This is a genomic window from Roseococcus pinisoli (genome assembly GCF_018413645.1).
GTDB lineage: Bacteria > Pseudomonadota > Alphaproteobacteria > Acetobacterales > Acetobacteraceae > Roseococcus > Roseococcus pinisoli.
This window is the reverse complement of the sequence record NZ_JAHCDA010000005.1, coordinates 189,249-211,780: the sequence shown is the minus strand read 5'-3', so window position 1 is coordinate 211,780 and position 22,532 is coordinate 189,249. Positions and strand designations below refer to the sequence as shown.

Genomic DNA, 22,532 nt, shown 5'->3' with positions numbered 1-22,532 from the left:
GATGCGCGCCGTGCCCACCGCCCTGCTGCTCGGGGGAGTAGCCATGGGCCATGCTGTCGCCCAGACGCCAATTGGCGCGACCGAGGCACCGGCGGTGGCTGCCTCGCCGATGGTCCGTCCCGTATCCGCGCCGGCCGAGCCGCAGGGGCGTGCCGTCGACGTGCTCATTCGCCAGGCCGAACGCTGGCTGGCCCAGGACCGGTACGACCTGGCCACGGCGTCGATTGACCGTGCGCTGGCCGCGGAGCCGCGCAATGCCGCAGCCCTCGCTGTCGCCGCCCGCATCGCGGCCGCCAGCGGCAACCGTCCTGCGGCCGCCACCTATGCCACGCGCCTGCGGGCAGCGGGCGCGACGGAGGAACAGCGTACGGAAGCCGAGAACGCGGTGCGCGGTGCGACCGTGGACCGTGTGGCCATCGAGGAAGCGAGGCGCCTGGCGCGAGAGGGGCGTGCGGAGGAAGCCGCGGCGCGCTATCGGCAGATTTTCGGGGCCCAGGGCCCGACACCAGCCTTCGCGCAGGAATACTATTCGGTCCTGGCGGGAACGGCAGCAGGCCGCGACGCCGGTCGCGCCGGGCTTGCCCGTCTCGCCGACGGGCCGACGGCCTCGCCCCGGGCGCGCCTTGCCTTTGCGCAGAACCAGACGTTCCAGCCGGCCACACGGGCCGATGGCATTGCGCGCCTGCAAGCGCTGACCAATGACACCGAGGTCGGCGCCGAGGCACGCCGCGCCTGGCGGCAGGCGCTGATCTGGAGCGTCGCTGACCCGGCCTATGCGACCCAGATCCAGGCCTATCTGCAGCGCTTCGGCGATGATGCGGAGCTGCGGAGGGGCCTGGAGGCTGCGCGTACCGCCGCAGCTGCGGCCGAGCCCGATCCGAATGCCCAGCTGCGCCAGGAAGGCTTCGCGGTTCTCGAGAGCGGCAGCGCCGCGGGCTTGCGTGACGGCGCCCGCCGTTTCGAGACGGCGCTCACCGCCAATCCCAGGGATGCCGATGCCCTCGGCGGCCTCGGCATCGTGCGGTTGCGTGAAGGACGTGCGGCTGAGGCCCGCCAGCTGTTGGAGCGCGCCGTCGCGGCCGATCCGGCGCGGGCCGGGCAATGGCAAGGTGCGCTGGACGGTGCCAGCTACGGCCTGGAACTGGCGGAAGCTCGTGCCGCGCTCCGGCGCAACGATATCGACGGCGCCGATACCATCGCCCGTAGCGCCGCGCGGCGACAGGTCGAGGATCGCACGGACATAGAGGTTCTCCTCGGCCAGATCGCGCTGCGCCGGGGCGAGCCTGCGGCGGCCGAGCAGCGGTTCCGTACCGCCCTCTCGCGCCGTCCCGGTTTCGGTCCGGCCCGTGACGGGCTGAACCAATCGCTGCGGGCGCAGGGGCGGTTGGCCGAGGCCCCCTCGCGCGCTGACCGTGTATCGGACATCGCTGGCGGTCCCTCCGCAGGCTCCGGCGCGGGCAGGCAGCTTCGCGCCGAGGCCAACCGTGCCATGGATCCGGCAGTAGGCGAGGCTTTGCTTCGCCAGGCGCTCACCACGCAGCCCGACGATCCCTGGGTGCGGCTGGACCTGGCCAGGGCGCTGCGCCGACAGGGCCGTGGCGGCGAGGGACGTTCCCTTATGGAGGAGCAGGTCGCTCGCGCGCCGCGCGCCGATAGCTTCTTTGCCGCGGCGCTCTTCGCCGATGAGGATGGCCGGCCAATCGATGCCGAATCCTACCTCAACCGCATTCCGCCGACGGCCCGCAACCGCGATATGTCGCAGCTGCAGGCACGCATACGCACGCAGCGCGACGTCGCGCGTGCGGCCAGCCTCCTGGCCAGCAATCGGGCGGAGGCGCGCACCCAACTGCTGACGATCGCCGCTCGGCCCGATCCTTCGGGCGCGACGGCAGCGGCGGTCATCCGCGCCTTTGGGGAGGCGAATGAACGCTTCGCCGCTGCCGAGGCCGCCCGGGTGGGCGAAGCCGCGAACCGCGCGAGTGGCGCCGGGGTACGCGTCGCCATTGCGGGGGCGATGTTGGGCGCTGGCTTCGAGGCCGAAGCCCTGGCGCTCGCCGATCAGGCGGAGGCCGGCACGCTGACCGCCGAGCAGCGCCGCGACGTGGCCTCCCTGCGCGCGGGCATCGCCGTCCGCGCCTCGGACAGGCTGAACGAGGAGGGACAGCAGGCTCAGGCCTTCGAGCGCCTCCGTCCGGCCCTGGAACGCGATCCCGAGAATGTCGACGCGAATCTCGCTCTCGCACGGTTGTACCAGGGGGCGCGCGAGCCCGCGGAGGCGCTGCGCGTCGCTGAAGCGGTGCTGGCCCGCAACCCTCGCAATTTCGAAGCGCGGCAGGGTGCCGTCAGCGCGGCCATCGCGCTGGGCCAACGCAGCCGCGCCGAGCAACTGCTGGCCGAGGGGCGAGACTACTTCCCGAATGACAGCCGTGTCTCGTTGATGGAGGCGCGCATCGCGCGCGCCTTCAACCAGGATACTCGTGCGCGCCGCGCCCTGGCGACGGCTCAGGCGCAGCGTCAGGCCGAGGTAGGCCAGGTCGCTAGTCTCCCGAGTGGGATGGCCACGCGCACGCCCACCGGGATGCAGAACCCCTTCGCCCGTCCCGGCGCCACCGTGCCGCTGCAAAGTGTGGCCGGTCCGGCTGCCGCGCAGCCCACCGACCGCGTGGCGCGCGAGATCGCGCAAGAGATCGCGGCGCTCGAGCAGGTCGCCGCCGGCCGCGCGACCCTTCAGGCCGGTCTGCGGCAGCGTTCGGGCAGTCAGGGGCTGGACAGGCTGCAGGAGATCACAGGCGGGGCGGAGGTCGAGGTCACGCCGCCGGGGCTGGGCGGGCGCCTGACCACGACGGTGACGGGCGTCGCCATCAATACCGGGGCACTGGCACCGGATGCGGCCACGCAGCAGCGTTTCGGCAGCAATGCCGCCTTTGGCAGCACCCAGACCCCGCGCAACAACGCCTCGGGCGTGATGCTGGGTGCGGCCTACCGGCGGGGCGAGGTGTTCCGTGCCGATATCGCCTCCTCGCCCATTGGCTTCCCGAGCACGACCATCCTGGGCGGGCTCGAGGTCGCGCCGCAGATCGGCCAGATGCGCCTGCGTCTGACCGGCGAGCGTCGGTCGGTGACGGACAGCCTGCTCTCCTGGGCCGGTCAGCGAGACCGCACGACGGGACGGAATTGGGGCATGGTCGTCCGCACCGGCGGGCGTGGCCAGCTGGAGATGCCGTTGGGGGCTGGCTTCGCCTATGTCGGCGGCGGCTACTCTGTTTTCGACGGCGAGAATGTCGCCAACAACAACCGGGTCGAGGGCGGCGCGGGCTTTTCCTACCCCGTCATCAGCCAGCCCGGCGGCGAACTGCGTGTCGGCGCGGATCTTGTCTACTTCGCCTATGACCGGAACCTACGGTTCTTCACGCTCGGCCATGGCGGTTATTACAGCCCCCAATCCTTTGCGGCGCTCAATGTGCCCCTGGATTATCGCGGCCGATCCGGCGATTTCAGTTACAGGCTCGGCGGCACGGTGGGCTACGCGGTATGGCGGGAGGAGACGACACCGCTCTTCCCCAACAATCCCGGCCTGCAGCAGGCTGCGGTCGCCCGTGCGGCGACGGACCCTACGGTCATCACCTCCTATAACGGCCAGAGCCGGCAGAACTTCGTCGGTGGGCTGAGGGCAGATCTTGATTATCAGGTGACACCCGGCATCAACCTGGCGGCAGGCTTCCGCTACGACAAATCCGCGAATTGGGATGAGACGCGAGTACTGCTTCGCCTCAACGGACGTTTCTGATTCCCGTTAGAATAGGGTTTATATTCCCGCGCATTTCTTTTTCGGTTTATTTAATTATTATGTAAAAGTTTCGTTGAATTTAAGCGTGGCGCGCGTTTGGATTGCCCCATGCGCGTCACCTGCGTGCTCGGCACGCGTCCCGAGGCGATCAAGCTGGCCCCCGTGATCCTGGCTTTGCGGGCGAGGGGCGTTGCCTGCGACGTCGTCTCCACCGGCCAGCATCGGGAGCTGCTGGGCCAGGCGCTGGCCACCTTCGAATTGGCCGCGGATCACGACCTCGCGCTCATGCGCCCGGGCCAGACGCTGGCCCGCCTCGCGGCCCGCGCGCTCCAAGGCGTGACGGAGCTGCTGCGGGCGCGGCGGCCCGACTGGCTGCTGGTCCAGGGTGATACGGCCAGCGCCTTCGCGGGTGCGTTGGCCGGCTTTTATGCCGGTGTGCGCGTGGGCCATGTGGAGGCCGGGCTGAGGAGCGCAAACCCTTCCTCGCCCTGGCCGGAGGAAGCGCATCGCAGCATGGTGGCGCGGCTGGCCTCGCGGCATTTCGCGCCCACGCTCCAGGCCGCGCGGAACCTCCGGCGCGAGGGCATCGCCGCTCGCGCGATCCAGGTCACCGGGAATACCGGCACCGACGCGCTGCTGATGACGGCGACGCGGATCGAGGGCGATGCGACGCTGGCCGCCCGCTTTGCCTTCCTCGATCCAGCGCGGCGCCTCATCCTCGCCACCGGCCATCGGCGGGAGAATTTCGGCGGCGCGCTGGACCGTGCGGCACGGGCGATGGCGGCCCTGGCCTCGCGGCCGGACGTGCAGATGGTCTTCGCGCTGCACCTCAATCCGCAGGCGGAGGCGCCGGCGCGTGCCGCGCTCGGGCATCTGCCCCACGTGCACCTGCTGTCGCCGCAGGATCACGCGGGCTTCGTCTGGCTGCTGAAACGATCCCACCTGGTGGTCACCGATAGCGGCGGCGTGCAGGAGGAAGCGCCGAGCTTCGGCCGGCCCGTCCTGGTCACACGCAACGAGAGCGACCGGCCGGAAGCCATCGCCGCCGGGACGGCGAAGCTGGTGGGCACGGATGGACGGCGGCTGCTGCGCGAGGCGACGCGCCTGCTCGACGACGAGGACGCGTGGCGTGCCATGGCCCGGGCGACGAACCCCTATGGCGACGGGAAGGCGGCGTCGCGCATCGTGGAATCCCTGCTGGCCGATGGCGTGCAGGCGCCGGCGATCGTCCTGCCGCAGGGCGGCGAGCCGCGTTCGGGAGCGTTGCCGCGTGGGCGGGGGGCCGGGACGGCGCGCCCACGGCGGCAACCGCAGGCCGTGGTTATGCCGGCCATTGCAGAAAAGGCCTGACGGCCCGTCGCGCTCAGACCGTGAACTGCTCGGAGATGATGCGCTCGGAAAGGTTCCGGTCCGGGTCGAACAGCATGGTCATCGAGATGCTGCGGTCCTCCCGCACCTCCACCCGGCGCACATCGCGCACCTCGGTGTAGTCCGCCGTCGCGGAGACGGGACGCTTCTCGGCCTCGAGGATCTCCAGGATCACCCGCGCCGAGGAAGGCAGCAGCGCCCCGCGCCAGCGCCGGGGGCGGAAGGCGGAGATCGGCGTCATCGGCAGCAGGTTCGCGTCGATCGGCACTATCGGCCCGTGGGCGGAGAGATTGTAGGCCGTACTGCCGGCCGGGGTGGAGATGAGGATGCCGTCGCAGATCAGCTCCGGCATGCGCTCCTTGCCGTCGATTTCGATGCGCAGCTTCGCCGCCTGCCGCGTCTCGCGCAGCAGCGAGACCTCGTTGATGGCCAGCGCCGCATGCGTCCGCCCGTCATTGGAATGGGCGCGCATGCGCAGCGGATGCAGCAGCGCGGCCTGCGCGGCGGCGAGGCGGGCCGGGAGATCCTCCTCGCGATATTCGTTCATCAGGAAGCCGACGCTGCCGCGGTTCATGCCGTAGATCTGCGCGTTGCGGCCGAGGAAGCGATGCTGCGTCTCCAGCATCGCGCCGTCGCCGCCGAGCGCCACGATGAACTCCGCCGCATTCGGATCGGCCTCGCCGTACCTGGCGATGAGCCGGTCGCGGGCCGTCTGCGCGACATCGGTCGTCGCGGCGAGGAAGGCGATGCGGGGCTGGCTCACATCAACCGGCGGTGTTCGAGCACCGGCATGTCGCGCCGCACGCGCGCCGTCACGGCGGCGTCGATGCGCGCGGTGGCCCAGCCGGTCCCGTCGCTGGCCTTGGCGACGACATGGCCCCAGGGATCGGCGATCAGCGAATGGCCGTAGACCTGCCGCATCGCGCCGCGCTCCTCATAGGAGCCGTGCGAGGCGGCCGCGACGATCCAGCACTGCGTCTCGATGGCGCGGGCGCGCAGCAGCACCTCCCAATGATCCTTGCCGGTCATCAGCGTGAAGTTGGACGGCACGAAGATGACCTCGGCGCCGGCGCGGCGAAGGGCGAGATATTGCTCGGGGAAGCGCATGTCGTAGCAGATGGTGCAGCCGAAGGTGACGTCACCGGCGCGGAAGGTGACGATTTCGCTGCCGCCGCCGTAGAGCGCGCTCTCACGATAGCCGGTGCCGTCGGGGCCAGTGATATCGAAGAGGTGGATTTTCCGGTAGCGCGCGACCTCGGCGCCCGAGGGATCGAAGACGAGGGTGGTGTTGAAGAACTTTTCCGGCCCCTGCTCGATGATCGAGCCGCCATGGACATGGATCTTCGCCGAGCGCGCGATGTCGCGCAGCATCTCGTAGGCCGGCCCGCCGGCTTCGCCGGAGCCGGGCGGTGGCAGGACCTCGGCCGCGGCGCTGCGCGCCTCGCGCCCGCCGCCCAGATTGGTCCAGGTCTCGGGCAGGGTGACGAGGTGCGGGCGGTCGGCATCGAGGGCGGCCTCGATCAGGCGCCGCGCCTGATCGAGGTTGGCCGCCTTATCGCTGCCCTGGTTCATCTGGATGGCCGAGATTCGCATGGCGGCATCAAGGCACAGGGCGCGGCTTTCGGCAAAGCCCCGGAACGTGGAGGATGGGGTGGGCAGGAGGGCGCCGGCGCGCGGATCGTGACCGCCGCGGCGGCTCCGCGAAGGTGAAGCACTCATGGATGGCCGGCAGGGTTCGCGGAGGCGGTAAGGCGTTGTTTGTCCGGGCTTGCCGGGCTGTGGGCCGAGATCAGGCGGGAAGTTCGCGGGCTGGGGCGCGAGGTTCGCGCGGGAAGGCCGAATAGCGCTGGGGGGAGATTTGCTTGAGACTGGGTGGGTCGCTCCTTCACGGGAGCGTGGATCGAAACCCTATGCGGCCAACCAGCCGCCGACCGGCGCGCCGGTCGCTCCTTCACGGGAGCGTGGATCGAAACGCGACATAGGGCACGTCGTTCTTCCCGCCTGACAGGTCGCTCCTTCACGGGAGCGTGGATCGAAACGGCCTCCGCGAAACCCTCCGCGAGCGCGGCTATCGTCGCTCCTTCACGGGAGCGTGGATCGAAACCCACTCGATCTCAGCGGCCTCGATCTCGTCGGCCGGTCGCTCCTTCACGGGAGCGTGGATCGAAACTCGGCGAAGCGCTCGTTGAGGCGCGTGACGCGCAGTCGCTCCTTCACGGGAGCGTGGATCGAAACACGCGCGCGGCTCCGGCAGCTTGGGCCAGCCGTCGTCGCTCCTTCACGGGAGCGTGGATCGAAACGCTGCGATCGGCCGGCAGCCACAACAGCGCCTTGTCGCTCCTTCACGGGAGCGTGGATCGAAACTGGGAGTTGCCCGCGCCGTTGGTGAGGACGCTGACGGTCGCTCCTTCACGGGAGCGTGGATCGAAACCCATCTGGCCGCCACCGCGTCCAGCGTGTCGAGAGTCGCTCCTTCACGGGAGCGTGGATCGAAACTTGCCGGCGTGGATGAGGATGCGGCCGCGCAGCTGTCGCTCCTTCACGGGAGCGTGGATCGAAACAAGCCGATCCAGCACCAGAAGAAGATCTATGACAGGTCGCTCCTTCACGGGAGCGTGGATCGAAACCGTCCGCGCCGACGCTGGGGTGCGGCGGCGCGCAGGTCGCTCCTTCACGGGAGCGTGGATCGAAACAACGACTGGTGGCAGGCCGAGCGGAAACGCAGGTCGCTCCTTCACGGGAGCGTGGATCGAAACGGTCGCCCTGCTGGTCTGGGCTGGCGAAAAGATCATGTCGCTCCTTCACGGGAGCGTGGATCGAAACAGGCGGTGCATGTCCTGGGCGGTGGGCGAGAAGCGTCGCTCCTTCACGGGAGCGTGGATCGAAACATCGATGAGGGCGCCGCCGCCGAAGATAAAGGTCGTCGCTCCTTCACGGGAGCGTGGATCGAAACCCCCTGGCCCTGGCCGGGGTAGAAGAACCACACCGTCGCTCCTTCACGGGAGCGTGGATCGAAACGGCGAACTCCTCGATGGCGTCCGCGATGCAGCGGTCGCTCCTTCACGGGAGCGTGGATCGAAACGCGAGCTGCCGGATCCAGCCGTAGATCGGGACGTGTCGCTCCTTCACGGGAGCGTGGATCGAAACCAGAACGTGAATGAGCCGCGTGAGGCGCGGGATGTTGTCGCTCCTTCACGGGAGCGTGGATCGAAACCTCGCGGGCCACGGGGTCGGGAATCTCGGCAATTGTCCCTCCTTCACGGGAGCGTGGATCGAACCGACATAGCGAACTGGATCAGGTTGTCCCTCGAAGACCGCCCCTCACGGGGGCGCGAAGCAGGGTCAGCCTGCTCAGGGCCACCGCCGCCCCGACCCGCCGCGGCTCAATGCTTGGGCCAGGAAATCTTCGGCTCCGCCCGACCGGACGGGAAGATAGACGGGTGCTGCTCGGGCAGCGGCGCCGGTTCGGGCTCGGCGGGCAGGGGCAGCGGAATGTCGCGCTCGTTCGTGCCGCGCCAGTCGGGGCGCCGCGCCTCGGGCAGGCGGATCGCCAGCGCGCGCAGCTCCGCGCGGAGGTCGTCGAGCTGCGCCTCGATATTGTCCAGCCGCCCCTTCAGCCCGAAGACCGAGAAGGGCATCACCAAAAGGCACAGCGCGAGCACCAGGACGACCAGCAACGCCACGAGGCCGGTCCATTCGGGCAGTCCCGGCAAGGTCAGCCGGGTGACGAGGTCCTGCAGCATCAGCCCCCCGTGACGCTCATGTGCCGCGCGACGGCCGGAGCCCGGTGGCGGCGGTCGATGATGAAGTCGTGCCCCTTGGGCTTGCGCGTGATGGCCTCGAGGATGGCGGCGCGCAGATCCGCATCGCCCAGCTCGGGGTCGCGCAGGGGCGCGCGCAGATCGGCGTCGTCCTCCTGCCCGAGGCACATGTAGAGTTTTCCGGTGCAGGTGAGACGCACGCGATTGCAGCTTTCGCAGAAGTTATGGGTCATGGGCGTGATGAAGCCGAGGCGCGTGCCCGTCTCCGCCACGTCGTAATAGCGGGCGGGGCCGCCGGTCGCAAAGTCGGTGGAGGCGAGCGTCCAGCGCTGCTTCAGCCGTCCGCGCACCAGGCTGAGCGGCAGGAACTGGTCCGTGCGGTCCTCGCCGGTCTCGCCGAGCGGCATGGTCTCGATGAGACAGAGGTCGAAGCCGTGCTCGCCGCACCAGGCCAGCATGCCGTCGAACTCATGCTCGTTCACGCCGCGCAGGGCCACGGCGTTGATCTTCACGTGCAGGCCCGCGGCCTTGGCGGCGAAGATGCCGCCCAGAACCTTGTCGAGATCGCCCCAACGGGTCGTGGTGCGGAAGGTCGCGGCATCCAGCGTGTCGAGCGAGACGTTGACGCGGCGGACGCCGGCGGCGGCGAGGTCGTCCGCATGGCGGGCGAGCTGGGTGCCGTTCGTGGTCAGCGTCAGCTCGTCCAGCCCGTGGCCGAGGCGGGCGCCGAGGTTGCGGACCAGGGAGATCACGTTCCGGCGCACCAGCGGCTCGCCGCCCGTCAGGCGAATCTTGCGGACCCCGAGGTCGATGAAGGAGGCGCAGAGGCGCTCCAGCTCCTCGAGGCTGAGCACCTCGGCCTTGGGGAGGAAGGTCATGTCCTCCGCCATGCAATAGACGCAGCGAAGGTCGCACCGATCCGTGACGGAGACGCGCAGGTACGAAATGTCGCGACCGAACGGGTCGATCATGGGCGCCTGTCCTGGAAGCTCTTGTTCGCCCTACATTTGGGGCGGGGCAGGGCGCCGTTGCAAGCCCTGCCTCGCCTCAGGCGACGGCGGTGCGCGGATCCGGCGATTTCGTCATCCAGTTCAGCGCGCTGGCCAGCAGGCCGACGACCAGCATGACGGGCCAGAAGGCATTGTAGTTGCCCACCGTCTCCATCAGCAGCGCGCCCGAGCCCGCGCCGAGGAAGCCGCCGATCTGGTGGCTGAAGAAGCAGACGCCGTAGAGCGCGCCCAGGTTCGCGACGCCGAAGCGCCGCGCGATGGCGGTGGAGGTCAGGGGCACCGTGCCCAGCCAGACGAAGCCCATCACCGCGGCGAAGACGATCGTCCCCCACTCGGTCGGCGTCGTATAGGCGAAGATGGCGATCGCGACGGTGCGGGCGAGGTAGATCCAGCCCAGCCCGTTCTCCGGCCGGATGCGCGAGGAGAGCCAGCCGCAGAACCAGGAGCCGGGGATGTTGAACAGCCCCACCAGCATCAGCGCCGTCATGCCGATCGAGGCCGGCATGCCGCAGAGCGCGATGTGCGAGGGCAGGTGGGTGGTGAGGAAGGCCAACTGGAAGCCGCAGGCGAAGAAGCCGCCCGTGAGCAGGGCGAAGTCGCGGTCGGCCAAAGCGGAGCGCGCCAGGGCCGGCAGCCCGCGCAGCCCGGCGGAGGGCGGGCCCACGCGCGGCGTCGGCTTCCACTCGATGTTGCGGGCGATCGGGATGATCAGCAGCGCGGAGACGGCCAGCGTGGCCAGCGCGCCCGTCGCGCCGATCCAGCCGATGGCGCCGAAGACCAGCGGCACCATGGCCGCCTGGCCCAGGCTACCGCCGGCGCTGGCGATGCCGATGTACTCGCCCCGCTTCTCGGGCGGCGCGACCCGGCCGACGGCGGCCAGCGCCAGGCCCGTGCCCGCGCTGGCGACGCCGATGCCCGAGAGCAGGCCGATGCCGATCAGCACCGTCGCATTGGAAGGGAAGAGGGCGGGAAGGCCGCAGCCCAGCACGTAGAAGATGCCGCCCGCGGCCATCACGCGGCCGGAGCCGTAGCGGTCGGCCATGGCGCCGCTGACCGGCTGGGCGAGACCCCAGACCAGGTTGTGCAGCGCGACCGCGAGGCCGAAGGCCCAGGGCGCCACGCCGCTCTCGGTCGCCAGCGGCAGCAGCAGCAGGCCGTAGGTCTGGCGGATGCCCATGGCGAGGCTGGCGGTCGCCGACGCCGCGATGATGGTGATCCAGAGGACCGACCTGTCGGGACGAACGGCGGCGGCACTGTTTTGCATATACAAATCAGACCCGAGCGGTCCGGTTTCGGCAAGCGCAACGAACGCCGGGCCCGTCATGCGCGTGGCGCGGGTCAGGAGGCGAAGAGGGGAGGGGCCCGGCCGGAGGGAGGCTGGCCGGGCCCAGGGGTCGAGATAGTCGTCGACCCCCGAGGGAGATCAGGCGGCCTGGCGAAGCTTGGCCACGTCGTTGGCCGGGCTCGGCAGCGAGGCGGCGGCGGCCAGGATGCCGGCGCGGGACAGGCCGATATCGGCGAGCTCGCGGTCGGTGAGGCCACGGAGCTGGTGGATCGTCTCGCGGCGGGCCAGCCAGTCATGGAGCGTGGCGCGCAGGCCGTGGAAGAAGCCGGTGACCCGGGCGGCGATCGCGGCGTCGCGGGCGCGGCGCGCCTCGTCGATCATGCGGGCGATCTCGTCGGCCTCGGTGTCGCGCGGCAGGGCGGGCATCAACAGCGCGGCTTCGGCTGAGATGATGCGGGAGTTCATGTTAGGGTTCCATCCTTGATGGGCAGCCATCTGCCCCGTCGGGGAAACATGTAGGCCCGGAGACTGTGGAAAGCTTGCGCGAAGCCCAAGCCTCAAACATGTGCCTGACGCATGACACAAGCTGAAATACCGCATTTTCGACGCATCAAGGACACAAATGACCGACCATGCCGACCGCCTCTCCGCCCTTCGTGCCGTGCTCGCCGCCGCCGGGCTCGACGGCTTCCTGGTGCCCCGCTCGGACGAGCATCTGGGCGAGTACGTTCCGCCCTCCGGCGAGCGTCTGGCTTGGCTGACGGGCTTTACGGGCAGCGCCGGCCTCGCGATCGTGCTGGCCGACAAGGCGGCGGTCTTCACCGACGGTCGCTACACGACCCAGGTGCAGGCGGAGACGGACGGCGCCCTCTTCGAGCGTCGGCATATCACCGACGAGCCTCCTTCTGCATGGCTCCGGGAAAATGCGCGGGATTTGCGCATAGGTTATGACCCATGGCTCCATAGCGATGCTGCATTGCAGCGAATGGGGGGCATTCAGTTCGTCCCGCTCACGCCCAATCCCATAGATGCCGTCTGGCGCGACCGGCCGGCGCCCCCGGCGGCAGAGGTGCGGCCGCATCCTGTGGAGCTCTCCGGCGAGACCTCGGAAGCGAAGCGCGAAACGGCGGCGGCCGAGCTCCGCCGTGCCGGGGAGGAGGCCTGCGTGCTGGCCGATGCCCATTCCGTCGCCTGGCTACTCAATATCCGGGGCGCCGACCTCGCCTATACGCCCATGGCCCTGGCCTTTGCGCTGCTTCGCGCCGACGGTTCCGTGCGGATGTTCCTGAACGCGCCCGAGCGCGTGGGCGCGGAGACCCGCGCCTTCCTGGGCAATCGCGTCGCGGTCGAGCCGAGATCGGCCATCCCGGAGGCGCTGAAGGGGCTGGCTGGCCGGAAGGTCCGGCTGGACCCGGAGGCCACGCCCGCCTGGTTCGCGGCGAGCCTGCGCGATGCCGGTGCCATCGTCGTTTCCGGCGAGGATCCTTGCCGCCTGCCGCGCGCCATGAAGAACGCGACCGAGCAGCAGGGCGCCCGCATCGCCCATGCGCGCGATGCCGTCGCGGTGGCCCGCTTCCTGGCCTGGTTCGCGACCGAGGCGCAGCGCGGTGGGCAGACCGAGATGTCGGCCGCGGCGCGCCTCCTCGCCTTCCGGCGCGAGGCGAAGGGCTTCACGGGGGAGAGCTTCCCGGCGATCTCCGGCGCCGGCGAGAACGGCGCCATCGTGCATTACCGCGTGACCGAGGCCACCGACCGGCCGATCGCCGCCGACGAATGCTACCTGATCGACAGCGGCGCCCAGTTCCCCGAAGGCACGACGGACATCACCCGCACGCTATGGAGCGGCCCCGGGCCGGCGCCTGCAGGCCTGCGGGAGCGGTACACGGCGGTGCTGCGCGGGCACATCGCCCTCGGCACGCTGCGCTTTCCGGAGGGCGTCGCGGGGCCGCATCTGGACGCCATCGCGCGCCGCCCGCTCTGGGATCTCGGCCTCGACTACGACCACGGCACGGGCCACGGCGTCGGCAGCTTCCTGTCGGTGCATGAGGGGCCGGTGGCCTTCAGCCGGGCCGCGAAGCCCGTGCCCATCCGGCCGGGCATGATCCTCTCGGATGAGCCGGGCTACTACCTGCCGGGCCATTACGGCATCCGGATCGAGAATCTGCTGATGGCGCGGCCGGCCGATCCGTCGCCCGACCAGATGCGCCCCTTCCTGGAATTCGAGACGCTGACCCTGGCGCCCTATGCCCGCGCGCTGATCGAGCCCGCCCTGCTGACGCCGGCCGAAATCCGCTGGATCGACGCCTATCAGGCGCGGGTGCTGGAGGAGGTCGGGCCCCAGCTGGATGCGGCGGCGCGCGGCTGGATGGAAGCGGAGTGCGCCCCGCTGGAAGCGTAAGGGTCCAGGGCCAAAAGCCCTGGCAGGGGTTCGAGGGGGCAGCGCCCCCTCGAACGCCCCTTTCAGCCACCCTTGACGGTCAGCTTCACGTCCACGTTGCCCCGCGTGGCGTGGCTATAGGGGCAGATCTTCTCGTGCGCTTCCTTGGCCAGCGCCTCGAGCTCGGCCTGCGGGAGGGAGGGATCCTCGACGGTGAGCTCGACCGCCAGGCCGAAGCCGCCGCCCTCGCGCGGGCCGATCGAGACCGCCGCCGAGACCTTGGCCTTGGAGGCGTCCTTCTTGTGCTGCTTGCCGATGAAGTCGAGCGCGCCGCCGAAGCAGGCGGCATAGCCGGCGGCGAAGAGGTGCTCGGGCGTGGCGGTGTCGGCCTTGCCGGGGCCGCCCATCTCCTTGGGGACGGAAAGGTCCACCGAGACCTGCCCGTCGTCGGATTGGGTGTGGCCGTTGCGGCCGCCGGTGGCGAAGGCATGCGCGGTGTAGAGCGGCTTGATCTTATCCATGTCCGGTCTCCTGGCGTTTGGCCCCGCTAGGGGCTGAACGGGAGATGGGGACGTATCCCGTTACCGGTAGGGGACGGCCGCGACCGCATTGAAGGGCGAGCCCTCCACCAGCCGCGAACTCCAGGCGAGGTAGACCAGGACCTGCCGCTCCTCGTCCACGAAGCGCTGCACCCGCGTCTCCTTGAAGAAGAGGCTGGAGGAGGCCTCCCAGATCTGCTCGCCCCGCTCGCCGCGGCGCACACCCTCCGGGATCGTGATCGGCCCGGTCGCCGCGCAGGAGAGCGAGAAGCGCGTCGGATCCTCCGCGACCCCCACCATGCCGGCGAGCCCGCCCGTCCGCGCCTGGCTCACATAGCAGGAGACATTCGCGATCGCGGGGTCGTTGAACCGCTCCACCACGACCTGATGGCTGCGGGTGAGGCCCAGATTGGTGATGGCGGTGTTCACCCGGCCGACGCGCGTGGTGTCGTCGGCCGCCGCGGGGCCCGCGAGCAGGAGGGCGGCGAGGAGGCAGGGAAGGGCGCGCTTCATGTGGCGATCAGCGCGGCGCGCCGCCTCAGGTTGCAGGGAAGCCCGCCATCTCGCGGAATTCCGCCTCGGTGAGCACGCGCACGCCGAGCTCCGTGGCCTTGGCCGCCTTGGAACCGGCATCGGCGCCGACCACCACGAAGTCGGTCTTCTTCGAGACGCTCTTGGTCACCTTGGCGCCCATCGCCTCGGCCTTCGCCTCGGCCTCGGCGCGGGACAGCGTCTCGAGCGTGCCGGTGAAGACCAGCGCCTTGCCGGCGAAGGGGCTATCGCCCGCGTCGAGGTCGGCAACCTCCTCGGGCGTCACGTAGCGCAGCAGGTCGTCCAGCGCCTCGAGGTTGTGCCGCTCGGCGAAGAACTCCACGAGCTCGGTGGCGATGGAGGGGCCGACGCCCTGGATGCTGCCCAGCTCCTCGCGCGCCTCGCTGCCGATGATCCGCGCCTCCAGCATGCGGGCGCGGAGGTTCTGGATGCTGTGATAGTGCCGGGCCAGCAGCTTGGCGTTCTGCGCACCGATCCGGCGGATGCCGAGGCCGAAGAGAAAGCGCTCCAGCGGCACGCGGCGGCGGCTCTCGATGGCGGCCAGCAGGTTCGAGACCTTCTTCGCCTCGCCCTTGGCGCCTTTCCCCCAGCCCTCCCATTGCCGCATCCGCTCGGCGTGGTCCTTGAGGCGGAAGAGGTCGGCGGGGCTTTTGACCAGCCCCTCCTCGTGCAGCTGGATGATGTTCTCCTCGCCCAGACCCTCGATATCCATGGCGCCGCGGCTGGCGAAATGCTTCAGGCGCTCGACGGTCTGGGCCGGGCAGATCAGCCCGCCGGTGCAGCGGCGCACCACGTCGTCATTCTCGCGCACGGCATGGCTGCCGCAGGCAGGGCAGATCGTCGGGAACTGATAGGCGGGGCCGCGATCCGGCCGGTCGGCATCCACCACGCCGACCACCTGGGGGATGACGTCCCCGGCACGCTGAAGGGTGATGGTGTCGCCGATGCGGACGTCCTTCCGCGCGATCTCGTCCTCGTTGTGCAGCGTCGCATGGGTGACGGTGACGCCGCCCACGAAGACCGGCTCCATCACCGCGCGCGGCGTCAGCGCGCCCGTGCGGCCGACCTGGATCTCGATGGCCAGCAGCTTCGTGCGGGCCTGCTCGGCAGGGAATTTCCAGGCGATGGCCCAGCGCGGCGCCCGGCCGACGAAGCCGAGCCGCGCCTGCCAGTCCAGCCGATCGATCTTGTAGACGACGCCGTCGATCTCATAGGCCAGCGCGGCGCGCTCGCTCGCCATCTTGCGCTGGAACTCGGCCGCGTCGGTGACGGGCGTGGAGAGCGGGTTCACCGAAAAGCCCCAGCGCCGCAGCAGGTCCAACCAATGCTCATGCGTGTCGGTGGGCACCTCGCTCGCCTGGCCCATGGCATAGGCGAAGAGCTTCAGCGGGCGGGAGGCGGTGATCGAGGCGTCGAGCTGCCGCAACGAGCCGGCGGCGGCATTGCGCGGGTTCACCGGGATGGTGACGGCGGGGCCGAGCTTCGCCCCCCGGGCCTTGCGGGCCTCGCGCTCGGCCAGGGCGCGCTCCTGCTCGGCGCGGAAGGTGAGGAAATCCGCGCGGTCGAGAAAGACCTCGCCGCGGATCTCGATGAGGTCGGGGAAGGGGGGCGGCAGCTCGCGGGGCAGGTCCTTGAGCGTCAGCAGGTTGGGCGTGATGTCCTCGCCCTCGATGCCGTCGCCGCGCGTGGCGCCCTTCACGAAGCGGCCGCGCTCGTAGAGCAGGTTCACGCTCAGCCCGTCGATCTTGGGCTCGGCGATGAAATGCAGAGGCTCGGTCTCGGGCAGGCTGAGGAAGCGCCGGATACGCGCCGCGAATTCGGTGAAGTCCTCCTCGCCGAAGGCATTGTCCAGGCTGAGCATGGGCGCGAGGTGGCGGGACTTGGCGAAGCCCTCGACCGCGCGCCCTGAGACCTTCTGGGTCGGGCTGTCCGGGCGCAGAAGGTCCGGATTCTCGGCCTCCAGCGCGCGGAGGCGGCGCATCAGCGCGTCGTATTCCGCGTCGCTGACCTCGGGGGCATCGGCCTCGTAGTACAGCCGGTCGTGATGGAGGATCGCCGCGATGAGGCGGGCGATCTCTTCCTCGGCTTGGATGTGGTCGCTCATGCGCAGGCGATCCTCACCTGATGGAAACGGAATTCGTGCCCTCTCTCCGGCGGAACGGCGCGCAGGTAAAGCCCCGCTGCGGCCTGCCGGGCCTGGGTCCGCCATGATTGGCTCGAATGGACCGGTTGTCGTTACAAAACGCGTGCCGCCCAGGAAATCGTCCTGGGGCGTTTCAACTCAGGCACGACGCAGACCGACCGGCGAGCGTGCGGTCAGGCCACGCCGTCGAGCAGGCTGGCGGCCGCCGCACGGGCGGCCTCGGTCACGACCTCGCCGGCGAGCATGCGGGCAATCTCCTCGCGGCGGGCGGGGGCATCCAGCGGCACGACGCTCGTCTGCGCCGCCGCCCCACGAACGGACTTCGCCACCTGCAGGTGCTGCGCGCCGCGGGCGGCCACCTGCGGCGAATGGGTCACCACCAGCACCTGCAGGCGCTCGGCCACGCGGGTCAGGCGCTCGCCAACAGCGGCCGCGGTGGCGCCGCCGATGCCGGCATCCACCTCGTCGAAAACCAGCGTCGGCACGGGCGAGCCGCGCGCCAGCACCACCTTCAGCGCCAGCATGAGCCGCGAGAGCTCGCCGCCCGAGGCGATCTTCACGAGCTGCCCCGGCGTCTGCCCCGGATTGGTGGCGACCAGCATCGTCACCCGGTCCATCCCCTCCGCGCCCCAGGCTGCCTCGTCGCGCGCCGCGACCTCGACCACCACGCGCGCGCGGTCCAGCTTTAGCGGCGGCAGCTCCTTGGCCAGGGCGCGCTCCAGCTTGCCGGCGGCCGCGCGCCGCGCCTCGGTCAGCGCGGCGCCCGCGGCGGCATAGGCGTCGCGCGCCTGCCGGCGCGCGGCCTGCAGCGCGGCCACGCGGTCCGTACCGGCATCGAGCGCCGATAGCCGCTCCCGCAGGTCGGCCAGGTGCTGCGGCAGTTCCACGACGGCGACGCCATGCTTCCGTGCCGCGGAGCGCAGGCCGTAGAGACGGTCCTCCAGCACTTCCAGCCGGCGCGGATCGGGCAGGGCGTCCGACGAGAGGCGCTCCAGCTGCTGCTCGGCCTCGGCCAGCGCGTCCTGCGCGGCGGCGAGGGCTGCGAGGGCCGGGCCCGCGGATTCGTTGGGCGGCGGCAGGCGCTCCAGCGCGCGGGCTGCGTTGCGCAGGGCCGCGCCGGGATTGGCGGAGCGGCGGTCGCGCGGCTGAAGCTCCGTGAGGGCGGCGGCAATCGCCTCGTTGCGGCGCTCGGCCTGCTGGAGGGTCTGCCGCTCCTGCGCCAGCTGCTCCTCCTCGCCCTCGACGGGGGCGAGCTGGGCGAGTTCCTCGACGGCATGGCGCAGCCATTCCTCGTCGCGCAGCGCGGCGGAGACGGCCGCCTCGGCCTCGGCCAGCGCGGCCTCCGCCGTCCGCCATTCGCGGAAGCGCGCCGCGGTGACGCCGCGCGGGCGGTCCAGCCCGCCGAAGGAATCGAGCAGGGCGGCATGGGTGGCGGGATCGGCCAGGCCGACCTGGTCGTGCTGGCCCTGCACTTCGACCAGGGTCGCGGCCAGCCGCTTGAGCAGCGCGACGCCCACCGGCTGGTCGTTCACGAAAGCGCGGGAGCGGCCATCGGCCTGCAGCACGCGGCGCAGCACCAGCGCGTCCTCCGCCTCGATGCCCTGCTCGGTGAGAATGGTGAAAGCGGGGTGCCCGTCCGGCGGCTGGAACATGGCGGCGACGCTCGCCTGCGCCTGGCCGGAGCGGACGAGCCCGGCCTCCGCGCGCATACCGAGGGCAAGGCCCAGCGAATCGAGCAGGATGGATTTTCCCGCGCCCGTTTCGCCGGTGAGGACCGAGAGCCCCGGCCCGAATTGCAGGTCGAGCCGCTCGATGAGCACGACATCACGGATGGAAAGGGAGGCCAGCATGCTGTCTCGCTATACCATGTCTGGCCGGGCGGAATCGCCCGGCGTGGCGCGGTCATCCTCGTCCGGTCGCGCGTAGCCGCGCGACCGGAATCCTGTCTTTAGAAAACGGTACCCCAGGCCCGGCGGAAGAGGCCCGGCCGGTCGTCGCGCGAGGCTTCGGCGCCTGGCGTCAGTAGCGCGTAGCTGTCCTGGTACCAGGGGCTGCCCGGGAAGTTGTGGCCGAGCACCGAGGCCGAACGCGCGGCCTCCTCGCGCAGGCCGAGGCGGAGGTAGATCTCCGTCAGCCGGTGCAGCGCCTCGGGCACGTGGTTGGTCGTCTGGTATTCCTCGACCACGCGGCGGAAGCGGCCGATGGCGGCCCCGAACAGGCCCTGCCGCTGGTAGAAGCGGCCGATGTTCATTTCCTTGCCCGCCAGGTGGTCGCGCGCCAGGTCGATCTTCAGGCGGGCATCGCGGGCATAGGCGGTATCGGGGAAGCGGTTCGCCACGTCCTGCAGCGCCGCCAGCGCCAGCTCGGTGCCGCGCTGGTCGCGCTGGCTGTCCGAGATCTGCTCGTAATAGGAGAGCGCGCGCAGATAGTAGGCATAGGCGATGTCGCGATGCGCCGGATGCAGCTGGATGAAGCGGTCGAGCGCGCCGATGGCCTCGGTGTAGCGGTTGCGCATGTACTCGCCATAGGCGGACATGATCTTCGCGTTGGTCGCCCAGGTCGAATAGGGATGCTCGCGCTCAAGCGTGTCGAAGAGCTCGACCGCCTGGGCGAAGCGACGCTGCTGCAGCGCCTCGATGCCGGCCGCGTAGAGCGACTCGGGCGATCGGTCGACCAGCCCGCTCGTCGCCGAGGGCGAGCTGAAGAGAGAGCCCATGGTTCCGTCCCAGGACGTAATGCCGCAGCCAGTCACGGGCAGCGCCAGGGCGAAGAGCAGGGAAGTACGGATCAGCAGATGCATGGGCAAGTTCGGCTCCGGTCGGGCCGCTCTATACCATGCGGCCGAAGGCGGGGGCTAGGCCGCCACCGGCTGCCTGATCGGACCGGCGTCGGCGAGGGCGTGGCCGCCCGCATAACGCCAGGCGGAACGGTCGGCCATCAGCTTGCGCAGAAGCTGGTTGTTGATGGCATGACCGGAGCGATGACCCGTGAAGCGGCCGGCGATCGGCGCGCCGGCGAGGGCGAGATCGCCCACGACGTCGAGCAGCTTGTGGCGCACGAACTCGTCCGGCCGGCGCAGGCCGCCCGGGTTCACGATCATGGTGCCGTCGACGACGATGGCGTTGTCCAGGCTGCCTCCGCGGGCCAGGCCGGCCGCGCGCAGGCGCGAGATTTCCTCGGCCAGCGTGAAGGTGCGGGCATTGGCGAGCTCGGAGCGGAAGCTATCGCAGGAGATGCGCAGGCCAAGGCTCTGGCGGCCGATCGCGGTCTCGCCGAAGTCGATGGTCAGTTCGGCATCCAGCGCCAGCTCGGTGCTCGGCGCGAGCTCGGCCCAGGCGCCGTTATTGTCCTCGATGCGAATCGTCTTCAGCACCTCGATCGTGCGGCGCGTGCCGAGATGCTCGGCGATGCCGGCGCAGTCGATCAGGAACAGGAAGGGATCGGCCGAACCGTCGAGAATGGGGATCTCGGGGCCGTCCAACTCGACGATCGCGTCGTCCACGCCGGCCGCGGCCAGGGCGGCCATCACGTGCTCCACGGTACCGACGCGCGCGGTCGGCTCCGCGGGCAGGGTCAGGCCCGTGCAGAGGCGCGTTTCCGAGACCAGGTCGTAGCGGGCCGGAATGCTGACGTTCAGATCACTGCGGTGGAAGACGATACCGGCGCCGGAAGCGCCCGGATGGAGCGCCAGCGAGATGTCGCGACCCGAGTGAAGCCCAATGCCCTTGCAGCCGATGCTGGAAGCAAGGCGACGGCGGCGGCCGAGCGTCAAAGGTGCGAAACCATCCATACAGAGAAAGCCCCCGAAAAGTGTGTCCGGGGGCTCCCCTCCGCCCGGTTAATGACAGGGAAAATGACAGGGCCTGGGCCGCTGCGCCACTCAAGCGATGTTTCCCGATGTTTCCTCTTAAGTTACGGAAAACATGGCGAAATTGTGAGGAATTTGGCGGCCGTGAAACACGGGATCCGTCCGGAGGGCCGATGCCATGGGAGGCAGGGACGGGCGTGTGGCGGACGCCTGGGCGGCGTCCGAAGTCGGTCGAGGCACCGGGATTCCCGGGCCTCGGCCGTATTCGCTCAGTTGCTCTGGCGGCGCAGGAAGGTGGGGATATCGAGCCCCATCTCGTCCGGCTGCGGCTGGGCAGGGCGGGCCGTCGGCGCCGGCCCGGCGGGCTGGCCCACGGAAGGCTCGGCGCGCGGCGCGGTGCTCACGGGACCCTCGGGCTCGACGCTGCGGCGCATCAGGCCGGTCGCGTTCCGGAAGAGGCCACGCCAGCCGGCGCCCTGGCCACCATCCGGCAGCGAAGGCTGGTGCAGATGCGGCTGCGCCGTCGGCGCGGGCGCGACGGGCGCCGCGGGCTGCGCCACGGCGGGCTGCACCATCACCGGCTGCGGCATCTGCTGTTCGGCATAGGCGTATTGCGCGTCCGGCGCCGGGGCGGCGGGCGCGGCCATCGCGGCCGGCGCGGCGGGCTGCCGCAGCAGGCCGGCACCACCACCACCGACCTGGACGGGGCGGCGGGCGGGAGCACCGGGCAGGGTCGGCGCGCCGAGCGGACCGGCGGGGCCGCGGGCGGCGGAAGCCGGGGCCGGCGCGGGCATCGGCGGGTTCACCACCGCGAGGCGGGGGCCGGCCGCGGCCGCGGCGACGCCATTGGCCGTCGCCGCCGCGCTCATCGAGGCGACGTCGATGCCGGTCGCGACCACGGAGACGCGCACCCGGCCGTTCATGTTCTCGTCGATCGAGGAGCCGAAGATGATGTTCGCATCCTCGTCCACCTCGCGGCGGATGCGCATCGCGGCCTCGTCCACCTCGAACAGCGTCATGTCGAGGCCGCCCGTGATGTTGATCAGCACGCCCTTGGCGCCGCGCATGGAGGTGTCCTCCAGCAGCGGGTTGCTGATGGCGGCCTCGGAGGCCTTCACCGCGCGATCCTCGCCCTCGGCCTCGCCCGTGCCCATCATGGCCTTGCCCATCTCCGCCATGATCGTGCGGATATCGGCGAAGTCGAGGTTCACGATGCCGGGATTGACCATGAGGTCGGTCACGCCGCGCACGCCCATATAGAGGACGTTGTCGGCCATCTTGAAGGCCTCGGCGAAGGTCGTGCGCTCATTCGCCAGGCGGAAGAGGTTCTGGTTCGGGATCACGATCAGCGTGTCCACGAACTGCTGCAGCTCCTCGAGGCCGAGGTCGGCGCTGCGCTTGCGCTTCGGGCCTTCGAAGTCGAAGGGCTTGGTGACCACGCCCACCGTCAGGATGCCGCGCTCACGCGCCATGCGGGCGATGACCGGCGCCGCGCCCGTGCCCGTGCCGCCGCCCATGCCGGCGGTGACGAAGACCATGTGGCAGCCCTCGAGGTGGCGGGCCAGCTCGTCGGTGGCCTCCTCGGCGGCCGCGCGGCCGATCTCGGGCTTCGCGCCCGCGCCGAGGCCCTGCGTCAGGTGCGGACCGAGCTGAACGCGGCGTTCCGAGCGGCTGTTGATCAGCGCCTGGGCATCGGTATTCGCGACGATGAATTCGACCCCGTCGAGGCCGAGGTTGATCATGTTGTTGACGGCGTTGGTACCACCGCCGCCAACGCCGATCACGGCGATGCGCGGCGAGAAATCCGTGTGCTGGGTTACCGGCAGCGTCAGGTTCAGGGTCATGGGGCGAGGTCTCCTCAATCTTCAGCTTAGAGCATCGGAAGCGATTCGAGTCTGCCCA

Annotated in this window: 16 protein-coding genes and 1 CRISPR repeat array; of the genes, 3 read left to right on the top strand and 13 right to left on the bottom strand. The window is 70.4% G+C overall.

The features are described from left to right. Position 1 precedes the first annotated feature (1 nt). Positions 2 to 3,787 carry a cellulose biosynthesis protein BcsC gene (locus tag KHU32_RS21725; protein WP_213672269.1) on the top strand — a complete coding sequence of 1,262 codons (3,786 nt, stop codon included), beginning with the start codon at positions 2 to 4 and terminating at the stop codon, positions 3,785 to 3,787. 108 nt (positions 3,788 to 3,895) lie between these two features. Then, entirely contained in the window at positions 3,896 to 5,137 is a 1,242-nt protein-coding gene (gene wecB, locus KHU32_RS21720; protein ID WP_213672268.1) for a non-hydrolyzing UDP-N-acetylglucosamine 2-epimerase, read from the top strand. 13 nt (positions 5,138 to 5,150) lie between these two features. On the opposite strand, the gene KHU32_RS21715 is transcribed toward wecB, so the two are convergent. From KHU32_RS21715 to KHU32_RS21690, 6 genes are all read right to left on the bottom strand, one after another. Then, positions 5,151 to 5,918, bottom strand: a complete 768-nt coding sequence (locus tag KHU32_RS21715) for an NAD kinase (protein WP_213672267.1) — start codon at positions 5,916 to 5,918, stop codon at positions 5,151 to 5,153. Further along, the gene (locus tag KHU32_RS21710; RefSeq protein ID WP_213672266.1) at positions 5,915 to 6,748 is read right to left on the bottom strand and encodes a carbon-nitrogen hydrolase family protein; all 834 of its coding nucleotides are present in this window, start codon (positions 6,746 to 6,748) and stop codon (positions 5,915 to 5,917) included. Before KHU32_RS21710 ends, KHU32_RS21715 begins: the two co-directional genes overlap by 4 nt. A 283-nt stretch (positions 6,749 to 7,031) precedes the next feature. Further along, positions 7,032 to 8,434: direct repeats of the CRISPR family, unit length 31 nt; unit sequence GTCGCTCCTTCACGGGAGCGTGGATCGAAAC. A gap of 104 nt (positions 8,435 to 8,538) precedes the next feature. Further along, entirely contained in the window at positions 8,539 to 8,898 is a 360-nt protein-coding gene (locus KHU32_RS21705; protein ID WP_213672265.1) for a hypothetical protein, read from the bottom strand. Next, complete coding sequence (gene moaA / locus KHU32_RS21700; RefSeq protein WP_213672264.1) at positions 8,898 to 9,887, bottom strand: GTP 3',8-cyclase MoaA; 990 nt, start codon at positions 9,885 to 9,887, stop codon at positions 8,898 to 8,900. The genes KHU32_RS21705 and moaA overlap by 1 nt, the downstream gene beginning before the upstream one ends. A 76-nt stretch (positions 9,888 to 9,963) precedes the next feature. Beyond that, complete coding sequence (locus KHU32_RS21695) at positions 9,964 to 11,190, bottom strand: MFS transporter (protein ID WP_213672263.1); 1,227 nt, start codon at positions 11,188 to 11,190, stop codon at positions 9,964 to 9,966. A gap of 159 nt (positions 11,191 to 11,349) precedes the next feature. Then, a complete protein-coding gene (locus KHU32_RS21690) occupies positions 11,350 to 11,676 on the bottom strand; it encodes a DUF1127 domain-containing protein (protein WP_213672262.1) in 327 nt (108 codons plus the stop codon). Between the two features lie 157 nt (positions 11,677 to 11,833). On the opposite strand from KHU32_RS21690, the gene KHU32_RS21685 reads away from it, so the two are divergent. Continuing rightward, a complete protein-coding gene (locus tag KHU32_RS21685) occupies positions 11,834 to 13,609 on the top strand; it encodes an aminopeptidase P family protein (protein ID WP_213672261.1) in 1,776 nt (591 codons plus the stop codon). A gap of 62 nt (positions 13,610 to 13,671) precedes the next feature. Here KHU32_RS21685 and KHU32_RS21680 read toward each other — a convergent pair whose 3' ends face one another. The 7 genes from KHU32_RS21680 to ftsZ form a co-directional block, all read right to left on the bottom strand. Then, positions 13,672 to 14,109, bottom strand: coding sequence for an organic hydroperoxide resistance protein (locus tag KHU32_RS21680; protein ID WP_213672260.1), 438 nt, complete (start codon positions 14,107 to 14,109; stop codon positions 13,672 to 13,674). Positions 14,110 to 14,169: 60 nt separating this feature from the next. Continuing rightward, the gene (locus tag KHU32_RS21675) at positions 14,170 to 14,640 is read right to left on the bottom strand and encodes a CreA family protein (protein ID WP_213672259.1); all 471 of its coding nucleotides are present in this window, start codon (positions 14,638 to 14,640) and stop codon (positions 14,170 to 14,172) included. Between the two features lie 25 nt (positions 14,641 to 14,665). Beyond that, on the bottom strand, positions 14,666 to 16,783 hold the full coding sequence (gene ligA / locus KHU32_RS21670) for an NAD-dependent DNA ligase LigA (protein WP_213672258.1): 2,118 nt from the start codon (positions 16,781 to 16,783) through the stop codon (positions 14,666 to 14,668). A 212-nt stretch (positions 16,784 to 16,995) separates the two neighbouring features. Continuing rightward, on the bottom strand, positions 16,996 to 18,672 hold the full coding sequence (gene recN, locus KHU32_RS21665; protein WP_213672257.1) for a DNA repair protein RecN: 1,677 nt from the start codon (positions 18,670 to 18,672) through the stop codon (positions 16,996 to 16,998). Positions 18,673 to 18,770: 98 nt separating this feature from the next. After that, positions 18,771 to 19,622 carry an outer membrane protein assembly factor BamD gene (locus KHU32_RS21660; protein WP_213672256.1) on the bottom strand — a complete coding sequence of 284 codons (852 nt, stop codon included), beginning with the start codon at positions 19,620 to 19,622 and terminating at the stop codon, positions 18,771 to 18,773. Positions 19,623 to 19,676: 54 nt separating this feature from the next. After that, the gene (gene lpxC, locus KHU32_RS21655) at positions 19,677 to 20,594 is read right to left on the bottom strand and encodes a UDP-3-O-acyl-N-acetylglucosamine deacetylase (RefSeq protein ID WP_347265583.1); all 918 of its coding nucleotides are present in this window, start codon (positions 20,592 to 20,594) and stop codon (positions 19,677 to 19,679) included. Between the two features lie 305 nt (positions 20,595 to 20,899). Next, the gene (gene ftsZ, locus KHU32_RS21650) at positions 20,900 to 22,474 is read right to left on the bottom strand and encodes a cell division protein FtsZ (protein ID WP_213672254.1); all 1,575 of its coding nucleotides are present in this window, start codon (positions 22,472 to 22,474) and stop codon (positions 20,900 to 20,902) included. Positions 22,475 to 22,532: the final 58 nt, after the last annotated feature.